Below are 17,582 nucleotides of genomic sequence, written 5' to 3' on the forward strand. Positions count from 1 at the left end.
GGCATTCGCACTGAGGCGAATGCCTTTCATGTCAGCGAAATGTTATCGAACGTTCTGAACTTCGCCCTCTTGGTCTGCAGCACCAGTGCCAGCGCCTGTGTCCGTGCCAGCATTCGTACCTATACCTGTGTTCGCACCTGTTGCATTATCTGTTCCAGCGCCTGTTCCAGCGCCTGTTCCAGCATCTCCTTGAACAGGGTTGAACTGCATTCTCTTCGTGCTTGTTCGGTTGCCATCTTCAACTAAGATGTCGTCGACCGAAATTTCTACCAAGTCCGCACGGCCAACGCTTACGTAGATGGAATCCGTCATTGTGAAAGTTTGTACTGTACCGTCTGTTGCATTCGTGTAGTACAGTTCCTTGCCTTTCGTGCCGCCTTCGCGCACCTCAAGCCAGCTTGTTCCGCCTTTAATCGTAATCTTAACTTCATGCTGCTTGCTGCTTGGTCCTACATCATAGAGATCCACGCGGCCCGATTTGCCCGATAACGTAACCGTCGTTTCCGGAACAGGCGGCGGCTCAGGCTGTTGAACCGTCGTGCCAGAACCATTCGGATCCGTGCCAGTCTGCGAATCGGTCGACGGCGTCTGCTCCGTTTCCTTCGGAAGATCTGTCGACTCAGTAATCTTCGTCTTATCGTCCGTCTTAGGCGCATTATCATTCGTATCGTTATTGTTGATTGCGTAGATCCATACGACTACCGCAATAACAATAACGAACGACAACATAATGCCCGTGAAGCCGAATTTGCTCCAGCGATCGGATGAAGACTGCGAAGCTCTGCGCGGCTGTTTGATGACAGGCTCTACCGTTGGTTCAATGGGCGCTGCAGGGATTTCGTGTTTGTATAAGCGAAGTACGTCATCCGCATTCAATCCAAGCGTCTCTGCGTACGTCTTTACGAATGCGCGAACATAGAAGGTCCCAGGCAGCACTTTATAATCGCCTGCTTCAATCGCTTCTAGGTACCGTTTACGGATCTTAGTCGATTCTTGAATATCATCAAGCGATAATCCGCTCTGCTCTCTTGCTTTCTTAAGCAGTTCTCCTAAATCTGACATATCTTCACCTCCTGATGTCTCTGGTCTACATGCTTTGGTCTAGAAATCATGAAAGCCGTTCGTAATCGCTTCATACGAAATCTCTTCATCCGGCGTATTACGCAGCTCTATAATCGTATCAAAAGTGCTGTAATCATAGTGTGATTCTTTAATGAAGATATCGGGATGTTCGATTATCTTCGTAGCAGGCATGGCCATTAGTTCTTGGATAAGTGCGTAATGGCGCTCATTGGAACGCATGGTGCTGACGATTCCGTCAATGATAAAGATGCTGTTCGGATTCATCTCTTCCTCGGACAATTGGCTGCGCACGGTTTGACGCAGAAGCGTAGACGAAACGAAGGTCCAGCGTTTGTTCGAGCAGACACTGCCTGCGATAATGGACTCCGTCTTCCCTACGCGAGGCATTCCCCGCAGTCCGATAACTTGATTGCCTTCGCGTTTGAAAATTTCGCCTAGAAAATCAACCAGAACACCTAGTTCATCCCTTGTAAAACGAAACGTCTTCTTATCATCCGAATCGCGTTCGATATAACGCCCGTGACGCACAGCCAGAATATCCAGCAGTGTAGGCGGGCGAAGCTTGTTTACCGTAATATAATCCATCTTCGCAAGCATCTGTCCAAGCAGATCGATCTTGCCATCGTCATCGGTCTCGAGAAGCATGCCTCGCGTACGATCTTCGACGCCGTTGATCGTCAAGATGTTAACGCTCATCATCCCGAGTAAGGAAGCAATATTGCCAAGCAAACCAGGACGATTTTTATGTATTTTGTATTCCATGTACCACTGCCGCTTTTCCATTGTTCCACCGTCCCCATTTGCCGTTCAATCTACAAAAATTAATTCTACAATTTTCGTCACTTTCCTGCAAGCGAATGCAATAATGTTCCAATGACTTATCAGCCTCTCCCAAGACCGCCAAATCGCTTGAGAACCCTGCAATTAACGCTCAATGAGGCTTATTGTCCATGCTCAAAATTAGAGATTATCACTCAAAAATTTAAGTATTTTAATCTAAATCCATATTTATATTTTATTACGGGTAAAAAGCCCCCGATGACGGGAGCCTTTGTACACATCTGACCTTAATGCTGCACAAGCTTGCACATAAGTCTTGCGAGCGTTTTGCGTTCGTCTTCATCGCCGGCATCCCAAATTTCTTTGAGTACCCGCTGCTCTTCATTTTTCGGATCGACACGTTCGTCGAGGAAAGAGCCGATTTCGTACGCAAGATTCGCAATGGTATCATCAGTAAGTCCTAATTTCTTACCTTGCTCTAGACGTTCAGCCAAAAATTGCTTCCAAGAATCAAAATTCGAAAGGACCGTGGACACTAGGTATCGCCTCCTACATGGGTCTGGTGCGTCCTGCAGCCATAATAGCTGAGTGAGCAACGATTGTAGTGTGCGCGAGTAACCGCAAGTCTATTCGAACATATTCTTGATCAAGTAATCCAGCCGCCATTCGGGCTGATAATCTGTCCCGTTATGTACGCCGACTCAGGCAAAGACAAGAAATAAACCAAAGATGCAATTTCATCTGGTTGTGCAAAACGACCAAGCGGAATTTCCTGTTCGAGCGCCTGCTTCTCGGAACTGTCCAGATTGTCCAACATAACCGTATCAACAGCACCAGGCGCTACTGCGTTAACCGTAACCCCTGATGGAGCAAGCTCCTTAGCCAACGCTTTAGTGAAAGCGTTCATGCCGCCTTTAGTCGTAGAATACAGCACTTCACACGAAGCGCCGGACTGCCCCCATACCGAAGAAACGTTAATGATGCGGCCGAACCTTTGACGGATCATAGGCGCCATGAACAGCTGCGTCGTTAGAAACATGCTCTTCAAGTTGACGGACATGACGTCGTCCCATTCCTGCTCCGATACATCCGACAGCATGCCATAGTGAGCAACACCTGCATTGTTGACCAGAATGTCCGGCACAAAACCGCGATCCTCCAGCTTGTCCCGCATACGAACAAGCTGTTCCTTCGAGCGCAAATCAGCCGAGATCGTCATTACGTTCGACCCAAGCCGCATACAGCGGCGGGCCGTCTCATTGGCTGCTTCATGCGATTGCAAATAATGAATGATGATGTTCATCCGCTCCGCGGCGAAGCGCTGCGCAATCGCAGCGCCGATGCCGCGGCTTCCCCCGGTGATGAGCACCGTCATTTCGTGAAGCGGTTTGCTCAATTCGTTGCTTCTCCAGATTCAACGATTGAAACGGCGAGTTGATTCCAATCAAAATGTTCGCGCAGACGATCGTTTATTTCCTGCAGCGTAACCTGCTCGTATTGCGACAGCAGCGCGAACAGATCGCCGCCGCGGAAACGATAGCGAGTGAATTCGCCAGCGATTGCTTCAGGGGAATTGAGCATACGCAAGTAACCGCCTACTTTTTTGCGACGGGATCGTTCGAAAGCTTCACTGCTAATGCCAGTTACAAGCAGCTTGTCGACAGCTTCGCGTACACGAGCAAGCAGCGCATCAGGATCCTTCATCTCGCCGCCGATGACAGAGAAGCTGTATTCAGGCGAAGCGTTATACTCGTGCGAGAACGAATCCGAGATCAGCCCTTCATCATAAAGCGATTGATACAACTGCGAGCTGGCACCAAATACGATATCCAGCATGATCCGCGTTGCCACTTCCCGCTTCTGCAATTCTTCTCCTGTGAACCCTACCTTAGTTTCTTTAAAGCCGAACATGCATTTCGGCAGCGATACAGGCAAGTTCAACAGCTTTCTTGGCTCTTTGACCGATGTCGGTTCTGCATCGAACGACCGGATAATGCGGCCCTGCTGCGGGAACGACTTGCGCTCTTGGTTGCGTCGAACGAGGTCGAACACTTCCTTCGCATCTACGCCGCCAACAACGAACAAAATCATATTCGAGGGATGATAGAACGTCTCGTAGCAGCTGTACAGCGTTTCCTTATCGATCTTGTAGATCGATTCCACTGTACCTGCAATATCGATATGAATCGGGTGAACATGGTACATCGCATCGAATAAGCCGAAGTAGACACGCCAGTCCGGATTATCTTGATACATTTGAATTTCCTGTTCGATGATGCCCTTCTCTTTGTTTACATTCTCATCTGTGAAGTACGGATGCTGAACAAAGTCGATGAGCGTCTCAAGGTTGGCTGGAATCTGTTCCGTTGCCGAGAACAAATAAACCGTACGGTCGAAGCTCGTATAAGCATTAGCCGATGCGCCTTGATTGGAGAACGTAGCGAAGATATCGCCCGTCGGCTCCTCGAACATTTTGTGCTCCAGAAAATGGGCAATGCCGTCTGGTACGCGGACGAGAGGTTTTCCTTCTACGCCGAATCGATTGTCGACAGAACCGTATTTGGTCGAGAAGGTCGCATAGGTTTTCTGAAACCCTTCCTTCGGAAGAACAAACACTTCAAGGCCATTGGGCATCACTTCGCGATAAAGCGTTTCCTGAACGCCAGGGTAAGCTAATGTTTCCATTGGCTACGCCTCCTTCCTGTCACGTAAGAAGTAAACGGTGTCGAGCTGTACGCCGCCCGCTACCCGAACAATATCGTCGGCTGTAACCGATTGAATCTGTTCGATCAGCTCTTCGCCCGTACGAGCACTGCCCGAGAACAACGCGTTAAAATCATAGGCAATCAGCTCGTAAGCCGAATCCTGCATTTCGCGAACATGATTGACGAGCATTGCTTTCGTCTGATTGATCTCCAGCTCGCTGATTTTGCCAGCCTGAATATCGGCAATTTGCTCTTGAATGATCGCCAGTGCTCGTTCGTACTTATCAATCTCAATACCAGACTGAATCGTAAGGAGCCCCTTGTGACCGTCGATACGAGAAGATGCATAATAAGCGAGACTTGCTTTCTCCCTTACGTTTATAAACAGTTTCGAATGCGGATAAGCACCTAATACGCCATTATATACGAGCAGCGCAGGATATTGATCGTCGCCGTAGCTGATTCCCGTGCGGAAACCAAGATTCAGCTTGCCCTGCTTCACTTCCATTTTCTCGACGACCGTCTTCACATCGCGAGCAGTGGTACGAACGTCTGTTGATGCGAAGGTGCCGATATCGCCGTCCGGCAGCTTGAATGCCTCTGCAACGATTGGTTCGACCTCGGCAAGTGTCGTATCGCCAGCTATGTACAGATCGAACACAGCTTCGTTGATCCATTGATGATAACGTTCATACAGCGATTCAGCCGAAATGTTCGGCAGATCGGCGCGATTGCCCAGCGCATGCAGCCGGTAAGGATCACCTTCGCACATCACTTCGGTGCAGCGCTCGGCAGCATAACGAATCTTATCATTGATAATAGCCTCTAGCCGCTTGCGCAGCGTATCACGCTCAGCCTGCACATATTTGGATGCAAAATGTCCATTCTCAAGCAATGGATCTGTCACAACTTCGCCTAAGTAACGCAGCGATGCTGCCAGCAGCGATTCCTTCGATTGAACGAAGGCATCATTGATGACATCCATCCGAAATTGGATGAACTGATTGTTGCCGCGCTTGAACACGTCGAAGCCAAACCCTGCACCGTACAAGTCGTCGAGCTGCTCTCGCAGCGCGATCGTCTCTGGTGTTTGATTCGTCCCCCGGCGGAACACAAATGGCAGCAGTGCGGTAGACGTAACTTGATCCTCTTCCAGCGGAATGCCTGCATATAACGTAATTGCAAACGTCTTAAACCGGGTCGTTGGCAATACATGCAGTCTGATCCGGTTCACCCGGCCTCGTTCAAAAGTGTTAGAACTCATACCTACAGCCCCTTCCATATCCCAGCTTGATCGCTAATTCATCCATAGTAAATCTATTCCAGTCCATGTTGTTCAATTACCATTCTAACGGATTGGAAATGGCAGAAGCAACCTGCGCCTGAATGGGCGGGCTGCTTCTGTCTGCATCGCTTGGTATTCGTCCTCTTACATGCAAAAAATATGCTTGCCGATCGTCTTCACCTGTGGCCGCGACCAGATCCACTTCGATGTTGCGGTAGATGGATTGAAGTAGTAGATGCAACCACCGCTAGGGTCCCAGCCGTTAATGGCATCTTGTACGGCTCTCTTCGCTGTATCATTCGGGGTCAAATTGATCTGACCGTCGGCAACAGCAGTGAAAGCTCCTGCCTGATAAATAACGCCCGAGATCGTGTTCGGGAAGCTAGGCGACTTCAGACGATTCAGAATGACAGCAGCTACGGCAACTTGTCCTTCATACGGCTCGCCACGCGATTCACCGTAAACGGCATTCGCCATGATTTTGATATCGTTAGCCGATAGACCTAGACGATTGGACTGGCTGATGGTCGAAGCATTGCCCGTCGAAGTCGATTTCTCGCTGCCGCCAGAGCTGCCCGATGAGGAGGATGGTTGATCGCTGGCTGACGGTGCCCAGTTCTTCGTTGCATTCCACAGCTTCAGCTTCGTCTGAGCGCCAACGACGCCGTCCGCCTTCATGCCGAACTTCCACTGGAACCACTTCACGGCATTCAACGTCGTATAGCCGAATTGACCATCAATTGCACTGCTATAGTAGCCAAGAAACTTTAACCTGCCTTGCAACTCAGTTACGTCTTTGCCGGAGGAGCCCAGCTTAATGATCGCGCTGCTGAACGTCTCTGCAGACCGGCCTTTGTCCGCATAGTGGAGCGAATACGCGCCGAACAACAGCAGCACGATGACAACTGTCATCACTATCAGGCGATTTCTCATGGTTCGGATCTGCCTTTCTCATGCAAGATGGTAAGTTATTTGAAGCGCATCCTGTCGGTAGTATGAGAAACGGCTATCTTTTCTATTCATACGCTGGAGGCATCAGCCCTCAACGTCCATTGTCTGGTTTCAATCTCCGTCTATTGTTAGCTGCATGCGTGTATGCCCTATGTTTCGTTGGTTGTGTTGGTTGTCTTTTATACAAAAAGGCTTGAAGCCGCACATGCAGCTTCAAGCCTCTAATAAATATTACATGGTTATTGCTGCTGCCCGCCAGTACGCGCATTGGCATGATCCGACGACCACAGCACCTCGCGAGGTTTACTGCCCTCGTATGGACCGACAACGCCTTTGGCTTCCATCTGGTCAATGAGACGCGCAGCCCGTGTATAGCCAACGCGCATTCTGCGCTGGAGCAGCGATACGGAAGCCTGCTTCGCATCCACGACGATGTTGACGGCTTGGTCGAACAGCTCGTCCAGCATTTCTTCATCCTGACCGTTAGCGGAATCATCGATTTCCGGAACCAGCTCCGGCTTATACTCGGCTTCGCCTTGCGATCTCACGTATTCAACGATCGACTCCACCTCTGGATCGGAGAGGAATGCCCCCTGTACCCGAATCGGCTTCGACATGCCGACCGGCAGGAACAGCATGTCCCCGCGGCCGAGCAGCTTCTCTGCGCCAGCCATATCGAGGATCGTACGAGAGTCTACCTGCGACGACACACCGAATGCGATACGTGAAGGGATGTTCGCCTTGATGACACCGGTAATGACGTCCACCGAAGGGCGCTGCGTTGCAATAATCAAGTGAATACCAGCCGCACGTGCCATCTGCGCCAGACGGGTAATCGCGTCCTCGACGTCGTTCGCTGCAACCATCATCAGGTCGGCAAGCTCATCGACGATGACGACGATGTATGGCAGTACAGCTGCTGGATTAGACTCCATCAGCGTATTATAGCCCTCGATATTGCGAGTACCCGATTTGGAGAACAGCTCGTACCGTTTCTCCATCTCGACGACAATTTTCTTCAATGCCAGCGATGCGCGGCGTGGATCCGTTACAACCGGCGCCAACAGATGCGGAATGCCGTTGTACATATTCAGCTCGACCATCTTCGGGTCGATCATCATGAACTTTACTTCATCCGGCTTCGCTTTGTACAGAATACTGGTGATAATGCCGTTAATGCATACCGACTTACCCGAGCCAGTCGCGCCTGCAACGAGCAAGTGGGGCATCTTCGCCAAGTTACCGACGATCGACTGACCACTAATATCACGGCCGAATGCTATCGACAGCTTGGAGCCAGCATTCTGGAACGCACCGGATTCCATCACCTCACGCATCGTAACGACTGAGACCTCGGAATTCGGCACTTCAATACCGATCGCGGATTTACCCGGGATCGGCGCTTCCATCCGAATATCCTTGGCAGCCAGCGCTAGGGCGATATCATCCTGAAGTCCAACGATCCGACTTACTTTCACCCCTGTTGCCGGCTGAACTTCGTAGCGAGTTACTGCTGGACCTTGTACAACATCAAGTACTTTCGCTCGAACGCCGAAGCTCTCAAGTGTAGCCTCGAGCTTGCGCTGCGACTCCAGCATTCCGATGCCGTCCGATCCTTTGCCCCCACCTGCCGGCTTCGCGAGCAACGTCAGGGAAGGTAATTTGTACGGCTTCACCTTCGGTACGACAGGACGCGGAGTCTCATTCATCTGCTCAGTTATATCTGTCTGGAGAGCCTCGGACCGATCTTCTTCGCTTTGCTCGTAATCCGAGTCCGGCTCATCGTTGAATTCGTCATCCCTATCTGAGTCCGTATTCCGTAATCCATCGACCGCCTCATCCTGACCATCTTCGAAAGCTGGCGAGAGTGATGAAGGCGATACTCGCTGCGAATAACCTTCCGACATATCGAACGGAGTGTTGTCCTCCGCATCCTCGTCGAACTCATGCTGCGAGTTCACCCAAGGCGGCGCATTGTCATCCTCCATTTGGTTCGATTCCGGTGCTGCCTCAGTTTGCTGAGGAACCCGTGTATCCGGGCTTCCTGCACGTCGAAGCATTCGGCTCAGGATCGACTCCGATGATCGATCCTCCGTTTGCTGCTGGTCCTCTGTACTGCTGCTGCGATTACGATCCGTATGTATGCGTACGATTGGCGTCCGCTGCTGACGTGGTGACTCTTCTTCCTGCATCGTATCATCATCATCATCGTCGTGATCCATCGTCCATTCCCGCTGCTCGGTGCCATGCGGCTCCGCTACCGGTTGACGACTCCTCATCCAAGGGAATAGAAGCGAACTTCTTCGACTCGATGCTGCTGTCATTTCGTTATCATCGCCATCTTCATCTGCGTCATCATCAAAATCGTCCATCGTTCGCCGCGACAGCGGCACACTCGTTCCCTGCCCTGCAGCTCTCGCGTTCGACACTGCAACTGTGCGAGGTTGACGACTTGCGTATTTGGCCCTTAATAAAATAATCAATCTTCCGATCCGCTTCCTTACGCCTTTCAGAATATCGACGTAAGACTTGCCCGTAATCAGCATGATCGAAATCGCGAACATGACAAGCAGAAGAAATTTCGTTCCGTACACGCCGAAAAGCGCATACAAAATCGTATACTGCACGGCACCTGCATATCCGCCAGCAATGTCGCGCGACATAACCGACCCCGACGGTGCTTCCGGCGACAACAGCTGGCCTTGCAAATCGCTGCCAAGCTGATGCAATATGTTGCTCGCACTCATCTCTATTGCAGAATCAACGGGATCGAATTTGCGATCAATTTCTGCTATCGAGCTCCATAAGGTTAACGCAAGGATGAGCACAAGCATCCCTGTCTTACGACTCGACCATCCTTTAGGCCACGCCCGTTTCACCATAACCGTCAAGCCGACATAGACACCGACTAACGCGATTACAAAGTAATATTTTCCTAATACCAATCCAAACAGCTTGGACAAGGAACGGCCTACCGCCGCCTCGCCTGATAGGGCAATAACCGATAATGTTATGAGCAAAATTCCGTATATTTCATACTTCAGGCTCTCGCCTATCGATTTGCGCGCCTTACGTCTTCGCTTCGCCATTCTGCTCACCTCTAATATACGATTATACCATAGGAGGACAAATGTTCCTATTAGAGGTCGCTCAAAAAGTCCGCTTTCGATCATGTAGAATCACAAGAAGCATAATCGTGCACGAACGAATTAAACAAACGGGAAAAGCCCGTCCACAATCAATTTGTGGGCGAGCTGTAAACGATATAAGCGCCAGGCTGATAACGCGGATCCAAGTAATGTTCGAGCGGTGCATGAACGAGACGTACGAGCTTCCCGATGCCGGGAGCAAGCGGGGCCAGCTGCATTAAAGCGCCGTCCTGCTCCAGCTCAATCAGCGGTTCACGATCGTCGTTCATACCAGCGAGCACCAGCTCTAAAGGCATCGAAGTGTACAGCGTCATGAAGGCAGCACTCCCGCAGGCACTGCACGGCGCTGGCTTATGAGCGTATTAAGTGAAGCCAAAGCTTCGCCGATGCCGCCGATCGCATCGATGAGGCCATACTTCACTGCATCTGAGCCGATAACCGTTGTACCGATATCGCGCGTAAGCTCGCCTGTTTTGAACATTAGCTCTTTGAACTGCTGTTCGCTTACCTTGGAGTGGGTCGTGACGAACCGAACGACTCGCTCCTGCATTTTATCCAAATATTCGAATGTTTGCGGTACCCCGATGACCAGACCGTTCATTCGAATCGGATGAATCGTCATCGTCGCTGATTCCGCTATGAACGATTGATTCGCAGACACTGCGATCGGTACGCCGATTGAATGGCCTCCACCCAGCACAAGTGTCACTGTCGGCTTCGACAAGGACGCAATCATCTCCGCGATCGCAAGACCCGCTTCCACATCTCCGCCAACGGTATTAAGTACAATGAGTATGCCTTCAATCTTCGGATTCTGCTCGGCGGCAACAAGCTGCGGAATGAGATGCTCGTATTTGGTCGTTTTGTTCTGCGGGGGCAGAACGAGGTGCCCTTCCACTTGGCCGATGATCGTCATGCAATAAATATTGGATTCTGCTGGAGCCGGTGTAGAGGTTTGTCCCAATTGCGTGATCGTATCGACCACAGAAGACTTGCGTTTATCGTCTGCCGGCGGAACAGGCTCTGGCTGCTCCGACTTCATATAGACGAGCTCATCATTCATGGCGGTATGCTCCTTTGTATAACGGAATGTAGCTCATCATAGTATGGGATTCGAGTGAATGATTATGCAGACGATCGCGAGAATGGGGACAAAAAAGGATGCAGCACCACGCCTGCTTCCAGCGCTTCTGCTGCATCCTATATGACAAGTGATTGATTATACTTCCATAATGATCGGCAGGATCATTGGACGACGGCGCGTTTGCTCATACAAGAAGCGGCCGAGAGCGTCCTTCACATTCGTCTTCAGCGATGCCCACTCATTCACATTGTCGTTCATGAGTTTATTCAGCGTCGAAGTTACAATGCGATTCGCTTCATCGAGCAGTCCTTCGGACTCGCGAACATACACGAAGCCGCGCGAGATAATGTCTGGACCGGATAGAATCGTTCCGTCCTGCTTGCTCAGCGTAACGACAACGACAAGAATGCCGTCCTGCGACAACAGCTTGCGGTCGCGGAGAACGATGTTGCCTACGTCGCCTACGCCAAGTCCGTCGATAAGCACGTTGCCGGCTTGTACCTTCGAGCCTTTGCGTGCGCTTCCGCCTTGGAATTCAACCGTATCGCCGTTATCGATGATGAAGATGTTCTCGCGTTCAATGCCTACCGCTTCGCCGAGCTGCGCGTGCAGACGGAGCATACGGTATTCACCGTGAATCGGAATAAAGAACTTCGGACGGATCAGGTTAAGCATCAGTTTCAGTTCTTCTTGGCTGCCGTGACCGGAAACGTGAACGCCGGATACCGAACCTGGACCATAGATAACATTAGCACCGAGACGGAACAGCTCGTCAACCGTACGGCCGACATGACGTTCGTTGCCTGGGATCGGCGTTGCTGCGATGATAACCGTATCACCTGGCAAAATGTCGATCTTGCGGTGCGTCGAACGCGCCATGCGCGTCAGAGCGGACATCGGCTCGCCTTGGCTGCCTGTGCACAAAATAACGACGCGATCCGCTGCCATCTTGTTCACTTCTTCCGGCTCAATGATCATTCCTTCCGGAATGTTCAAGTAGCCGAGTTCGCCAGCGATCGATACGACGTTGACCATCGAACGACCCACGACTGCTATTTTACGGCGCGTAGCCGCTGCTGCGTTCACAACTTGTTGAATGCGATGCACGTTCGATGCGAACGTTGCAACAACAACGCGTTGAGTCGCTTTGCGGAAAATCTCTTCCAAATTATGACCTACAACGCTCTCAGAAGGCGTAAAGCCTGGGCGTTCCGCGTTCGTGCTGTCCGACAGCAGGGCGAGTACGCCTTTGCTGCCGATCTCAGCGATACGCTGCAGATCCGCAAATTCGCCGTTAACCGGCGTATGATCGAATTTAAAGTCGCCTGTATGTACAACGCGGCCTTCTGGCGTATCCAAGCAAACGCCAAGCGAATCCGGGATACTGTGGTTCGTCTTGAAGAACGTAGCTGTAATCGAGCCGAGCTGCACTTCAGAATCTGCGTTAATCAGGATACGCTTCGTCTCGCCAAGCAATCCTGCTTCTTTAAGTTTGCCTTCGATCAGACCGAGCGTCAGCTTCGTGCCGAATACCGGAACGTTCAGGCTCTTCAGAACGAATGGCAGACCACCGATGTGGTCTTCGTGACCGTGGGTAACGAGAATACCGCGAACTTTGTCGCGATTTTCGAGCAAGTACGAAATGTCAGGAATAACAATGTCGATTCCGAGCATATCTTCTTCCGGGAATTTCAAACCCGCGTCAACAATGACAATATCGCTGCCATATTGAATGGCATACATGTTTTTACCGATCTCACCTACGCCACCTAGGGCGAAAATGAGCAGTTTATCTTGATTATTCTTCTTGGACAACTGAATCTATACCTCCTATAAAGCTCTGCGTAAGCGTCATCAGCTTCGTAAGCATTATTTGTTATTTTTGAAAATGTAAGGGTCTTCTCTTCAAATCGCCGCTCTACGTTAACCGGTTCTTCTTCAAAGATTGCCGCACCGAGTCACTTGTACATCATTATACATGATACAAAAGATGGAATACAAGGTGAAACGGCTGTCGTCGTCCGTAACCGACAACAGTACGTTTCATTCCAGAGAAATGTAAGCCTTGTAATAAGCAAAATGCTTACAGAGAACTTATATTTCATGTGAAGATATAATGCTCGCTAATGTTAGGATTCCCATAAATAAAAAACCGATGCTTCGCCGACAAGCTGCGCTTGCGGCTGATGCACCGGTTACATTCCCGCTTCAGATCGGCATATAAGCTTTAGCTACCGATTAAACAAGTTGGCGCAAGTATTCACCCTCTGCTTCAGTCAATGCGACGAGCGGCAGGCGGACGCCGCCGACCGACAGGCCTTTAAGCGCCAATGCATATTTGAGTGGAGCTGGGCTTGGGTGGTTGAACAAACCTTTGAAGATCGGCATACTTTGGGCGTGAAGCTCTGCCGCTGTACGTACATCGCCTTCCAAATAAGCATTGATCATTTTCTTCATGCTGCCGCCAATAATATGACTGGCAACGCTAACAATACCATAGGCGCCAACTGCAATCGCAGGCAAAGCTACGCTGTCATCCCCACTGTAAACACGGAAATGGTCAGGTGCCGCTGCGGCAATTTCAGTCAATTGATCAAGCGGTGCACAATCTTTCGTAGCAACGATGTTCGGGATTTCCGCTAATCGCAGTGTTGTAGCCGTCGTCATGCAAATACCGGTACGCGAAGGAACGTTGTACAGCATGATTGGAAGCTTGGTCGCTTCTGCAACTGCTTTGAAATGCTGGTAAAGACCTTCTTGGCTTGGCTTGTTGTAATACGGCGCTACAAGCAGAATGCCATCGGCACCGCTAGCCTCTGCAATTCTAGTCAAATGAATAGTATGAGCTGTATCATTGCTTCCTGTACCCGCGATAATCTTAACTCGTCCGCCAGCACGTTCTACTGCAAACCGGAAAAGCTTTTCTTTCTCTGCTTCTGTCAGCGTTGGCGACTCGCCGGTTGTACCTGAGATCACCAGGCTGTCGGACTGCTGTTCTTCAATCAAATAATCAATTAATCTACCGGTTGTTTCCCAATCAATTGCACCTTCTGCATCGAACGGTGTTGCCATTGCTGTAATTAATCTGCCGAAATCCATGACGATTCCTCCCGCTTAGTTGAAACCGTAGACTGCTTAAAATGTATAGATCGGTGCAAGCGGCTTGCGCCGCCTGCTCCGTCGTTGTCGTTATAAATGCAGTTCGAACTTCGCATGCAGTGCGCGCAGCGCATCTGCCATGTTCTCCTGCCGTACGAGTACCCATATCGTCGTATTGGAATCCGCCGATTGGAGGATCGGAATGCCCGCCTCGCTCAGCGCTTCGACGATTCTTGCCATGATGCCTGGGACTCCGTTCATGCCACCGCCGATAACCGATACTTTGGCGCAGCCGCTGACCGCATTCGGCACGAAGCCGAGCTTCTCCAGCACCTGAACAGCCTTCTCCGCATCACGATCGAATACCGTATATACCGCTCCGCCAGGTGTAACATTAATGAAATCAACGCTTATACCGTGGCGAGCCATCGATTGAAACACTTGCAACTGCACATCGACCTGCCCTTCGCGGGCGTAGACCGAAATTTGTGTAACGCCTGCAACGTGGGCAATGCCCGTTACATGCTTATCGCGAACAGCGCTGCCTGTAAATGTCCGGTCATCTGTTACTAGCGTGCCTTCGTCTTCAGAGAACGTCGATCTCACTCGCAGCGGAATACGCGCTTGTTGAGCAATCTCAACTGCTCGAGGATGAATGACCTTCGCGCCTTGTCTTGCCATATTGCAAATTTCTGCATAGCCGACCACTGTGAGCGGTTTAGCCTCAGACACAATTCGAGGATCGGCTGTTAGAATACCGTTAACGTCGGTATAAATATCAACCCGTTCAGCACGAAGCGCGGCGCCAAGCGCTGTTGCAGACGTATCGCTGCCGCCTCTTCCGAGTGTCGTTAGTTCACTATTCTCTGTTCGGCCTTGAAATCCTGCTACGATCGCAACTTCTCCTCGCTGCAGCGTCTCAATGAGTGCTTCTGTACGCACTTCAAGAATGCGCGCAGAGCCAAAAGTCGAATCTGTCACAATGCCAGCAGCCCCGCCGGTTAAGCCGGAAGCGTTAATGCCTTCAGAGCGAAGCTTACTCACCAGCACAGCTGTCGATATGATCTCGCCGCAGCCGAGCAGAAGGTCCTTCTCTCTTGCAGGCAGTGCGTCGCCATTGCTCGCAATCATCCGTAGCAGCGAATCAGTCGCATACGGATCGCCTTCGCGACCCATGGCTGAGACGACAACGACCAGCGCATAGCCGCGGTCCCGCTCTCTCGCGATATGACGAATGACAAATTCCCTCGCCTGCTCTGTAGCAAGCGAGGTGCCCCCGAACTTTTGTACAAGTATTCGCATGATGTCAGTCCTCCAAATTGGTCAATGAAGACAACGGACGCCGGGAGCAGCTATTCGTATAAGGTATGTTTCGATATGCAAGAGAATGTACGGGTGAACAGCGTTCCGAACAGCGTCAGAGAGAACGCACGGAAGACAGCAGCCCTAAGTTGCGAAGGGGACAATGGCATAAAGCCATTGGTCTCCCTGCATTAGGCGTGTATCTATGAACAATGAGATAACGTATTACAATTCCATCTAGTACAGAAATCGCTCGACTAGCATCGGTTGGAGCTGTTTGCCTTGAAGAGCAGCTTCACACGCTTCGACTACAAGATCCATACGTGCAACCAAGGAATTCGGTTTCTGTTCCGGATTGTCTTGACCAAACGGGACGAAATAAATATTCTTCGCAACGAGAAGCTTCGCAATATTGGCTGCATTCAAACCGAGACCATCATTCGTAGAAATTGCAAGAACGACAGGACGTCCGTTACGCATCTGTGCTTTCGCTGCCATTAATGGAGCGCTATCCGTCAAAGCATTCGCTAACCGGCTCGTCGAGTTGCCTGTGAGTGGCGCAATCAGCAATACATCAATCAGCTTCGACGGTCCGAGCGGCTCAGCTTGAACGATCGTCGATATAATTTCATTCCCTGTAATCCGTTTCAGCTCCGACTGCCAGTGCTCTGAAGTACCGAACCGCGTATCGGTAGTCATCAACGTATGAGACGCGATTGGAACTACATTCGCTCCCAAATCGACGAACCGTTGAATATGCGGCATTACTTCAGCAAATGTGCAGTGTGATCCTGTCAAAGCGTACCCGACCGTTATCCCCGACCAGTTCATGGTCTCTCCCCCCACAGCTTCGCATTGTCCATAATTAACTGACATAAGCAATCCGCTATGATTCGTCCAGCCGTCTTCGGCGCGACGATACCCGGGAGACCGGGAGCCAGCATCGCCTTCATACCACGCTTCTCAGCGAACCGAAAATCGGTACCGCCGGGCTTCGAGGCAAGGTCGATAATGACCGCCCTGGAGGGCAAATTCGCAATAATTTGCGCTGTGACTATCATAGTCGGAATTGTATTAAAAAGCAAGTCAATGTTACCAACTTCATGCATAAGACGGCCCATGTAAAAAGGCAGAAAACCCATCTCCCACGCGCGTGCGTAGTGCTCTTCACGCCGTACGCCAACCTTAACTTTAGCGCCTAGACCTTGCAATGTTCTTGCTAGTGTCAGCCCTGTTCTACCGATTCCGAGCACCATGCAATTCGACCCGTGAATCGTAATATCCGTATTCTGAATCGCCATCATAACGGCACCTTCAGCGGTCGGGATTGAGTTGTATATCGCCACATCGTCCCGTTCAAACAACTCGACGAGTCCAATGCCGTGCTCCGCGCATATGTTCACCAGATAAGGCTTAGCCATCCCTGCATATACGACCGCATGCTTCGGCAAACGTCCGATTTGCGCTGATGTCAGCTTCAGCTCCCGATCACTAAATACGGCGGTTACAAGACCGGAATCATCTGTTCCGACAGCCGGAAGCAGAAGCACGTCCGCTGAGTCGAACAGATCGTCGCGCAGTTCTGCATGTATAGCGCCATCCAATGACGTATGCAGCCCTTCGAACCCGACTACCGTTACAGCAGCGTCTAGCTCCGTCAGCTTGCGAATCACTTCGAGTTGACGGGCATCGCCGCCGATCAGCAGGACTTGAACGCCGGTGAGCATGAAGGCTTCACTCCTTTCTGCGCTCATGAGATATAGAGCATCATATGCGATAGCCTATAAGGGGGTGCCCCTTAAACCCCCATTTTTATTCGTTCGTCAACTTCACCCCCTGCCCCCTCGAGGGGGATATTTTCACCCGCGCAAACTCTCGTGCTTTCACCCCTGTCCCCTCAAGGCGGATCTTTCACCCACCCAAACCCTCACTTCTCTCACCCACCCAAACCCTCCCTCTAGGGAGGGCCCCAAAGGGCGAGCATATGCTTCCGATGTGGTTTCCTGACGGAAACCTGTACCCTCTGGACTCCCGAAGGACTGTTCTAGGTACGTTGGATCGTCTGCCCGCTTTCGTCCTTGCCAGGACATGCTCCACTTCGAACTTGTTTGGTACCGGACTCTTCTGGTTCCACCTTATTCGCC

Annotated in this window: 15 protein-coding genes; all 15 read right to left on the reverse strand. The window is 50.9% G+C overall.

The features are described 5' to 3' along the window. Positions 1-42: 42 nt before the first annotated feature. Complete coding sequence (locus SBI19_RS26300) at positions 43-1,062, reverse strand: helix-turn-helix domain-containing protein (protein WP_317972496.1); 1,020 nt, start codon at positions 1,060-1,062, stop codon at positions 43-45. 39 nt (positions 1,063-1,101) lie between these two features. Beyond that, positions 1,102-1,866, reverse strand: a complete 765-nt coding sequence (locus tag SBI19_RS26305; protein ID WP_191202510.1) for a DUF3388 domain-containing protein — start codon at positions 1,864-1,866, stop codon at positions 1,102-1,104. Positions 1,867-2,150: 284 nt separating this feature from the next. Further along, entirely contained in the window at positions 2,151-2,399 is a 249-nt protein-coding gene (locus SBI19_RS26310) for a DUF3243 domain-containing protein (protein WP_317972497.1), read from the reverse strand. 110 nt (positions 2,400-2,509) lie between these two features. Beyond that, entirely contained in the window at positions 2,510-3,238 is a 729-nt protein-coding gene (gene ymfI, locus SBI19_RS26315; RefSeq protein ID WP_317972508.1) for an elongation factor P 5-aminopentanone reductase, read from the reverse strand. Between the two features lie 17 nt (positions 3,239-3,255). Next, complete coding sequence (gene yfmH, locus SBI19_RS26320) at positions 3,256-4,548, reverse strand: EF-P 5-aminopentanol modification-associated protein YfmH (RefSeq protein WP_317972498.1); 1,293 nt, start codon at positions 4,546-4,548, stop codon at positions 3,256-3,258. A gap of 3 nt (positions 4,549-4,551) precedes the next feature. Next, entirely contained in the window at positions 4,552-5,832 is a 1,281-nt protein-coding gene (gene yfmF, locus SBI19_RS26325) for an EF-P 5-aminopentanol modification-associated protein YfmF (protein WP_317972499.1), read from the reverse strand. A gap of 165 nt (positions 5,833-5,997) precedes the next feature. Next, the gene (sleB, locus tag SBI19_RS26330; RefSeq protein WP_317972500.1) at positions 5,998-6,786 is read right to left on the reverse strand and encodes a spore cortex-lytic enzyme; all 789 of its coding nucleotides are present in this window, start codon (positions 6,784-6,786) and stop codon (positions 5,998-6,000) included. A gap of 257 nt (positions 6,787-7,043) precedes the next feature. Then, positions 7,044-9,893, reverse strand: a complete 2,850-nt coding sequence (locus SBI19_RS26335; RefSeq protein WP_317972501.1) for an FtsK/SpoIIIE family DNA translocase — start codon at positions 9,891-9,893, stop codon at positions 7,044-7,046. A gap of 149 nt (positions 9,894-10,042) precedes the next feature. After that, positions 10,043-10,267: a YlzJ-like family protein gene (locus SBI19_RS26340; RefSeq protein WP_317972502.1), complete on the reverse strand. Its 225-nt coding sequence runs from the start codon at positions 10,265-10,267 to the stop codon at positions 10,043-10,045. Next, on the reverse strand, positions 10,264-10,995 hold the full coding sequence (locus SBI19_RS26345) for a ClpP family protease (RefSeq protein ID WP_317972509.1): 732 nt from the start codon (positions 10,993-10,995) through the stop codon (positions 10,264-10,266). Before SBI19_RS26345 ends, SBI19_RS26340 begins: the two co-directional genes overlap by 4 nt. A 177-nt stretch (positions 10,996-11,172) precedes the next feature. After that, on the reverse strand, positions 11,173-12,852 hold the full coding sequence (locus tag SBI19_RS26350; RefSeq protein WP_317972503.1) for a ribonuclease J: 1,680 nt from the start codon (positions 12,850-12,852) through the stop codon (positions 11,173-11,175). Between the two features lie 423 nt (positions 12,853-13,275). Then, positions 13,276-14,136 (reverse strand): 4-hydroxy-tetrahydrodipicolinate synthase, encoded by an 861-nt coding sequence (gene dapA, locus SBI19_RS26355; RefSeq protein ID WP_317972504.1) that lies wholly within the window; start codon positions 14,134-14,136, stop codon positions 13,276-13,278. Positions 14,137-14,226: 90 nt separating this feature from the next. Beyond that, the gene (gene dapG, locus SBI19_RS26360; RefSeq protein WP_317972505.1) at positions 14,227-15,438 is read right to left on the reverse strand and encodes an aspartate kinase; all 1,212 of its coding nucleotides are present in this window, start codon (positions 15,436-15,438) and stop codon (positions 14,227-14,229) included. 237 nt (positions 15,439-15,675) lie between these two features. Then, complete coding sequence (locus SBI19_RS26365) at positions 15,676-16,269, reverse strand: dipicolinate synthase subunit B (RefSeq protein WP_317972506.1); 594 nt, start codon at positions 16,267-16,269, stop codon at positions 15,676-15,678. After that, positions 16,266-17,165: a dipicolinate synthase subunit DpsA gene (gene dpsA, locus SBI19_RS26370; protein ID WP_317972507.1), complete on the reverse strand. Its 900-nt coding sequence runs from the start codon at positions 17,163-17,165 to the stop codon at positions 16,266-16,268. Before dpsA ends, SBI19_RS26365 begins: the two co-directional genes overlap by 4 nt. Positions 17,166-17,582 lie beyond the last annotated feature (417 nt).

Origin of the sequence: Paenibacillus sp. CCS19, assembly GCF_033239625.1 — a bacterium.
Lineage (GTDB): Bacteria > Bacillota > Bacilli > Paenibacillales > Paenibacillaceae > Paenibacillus_T.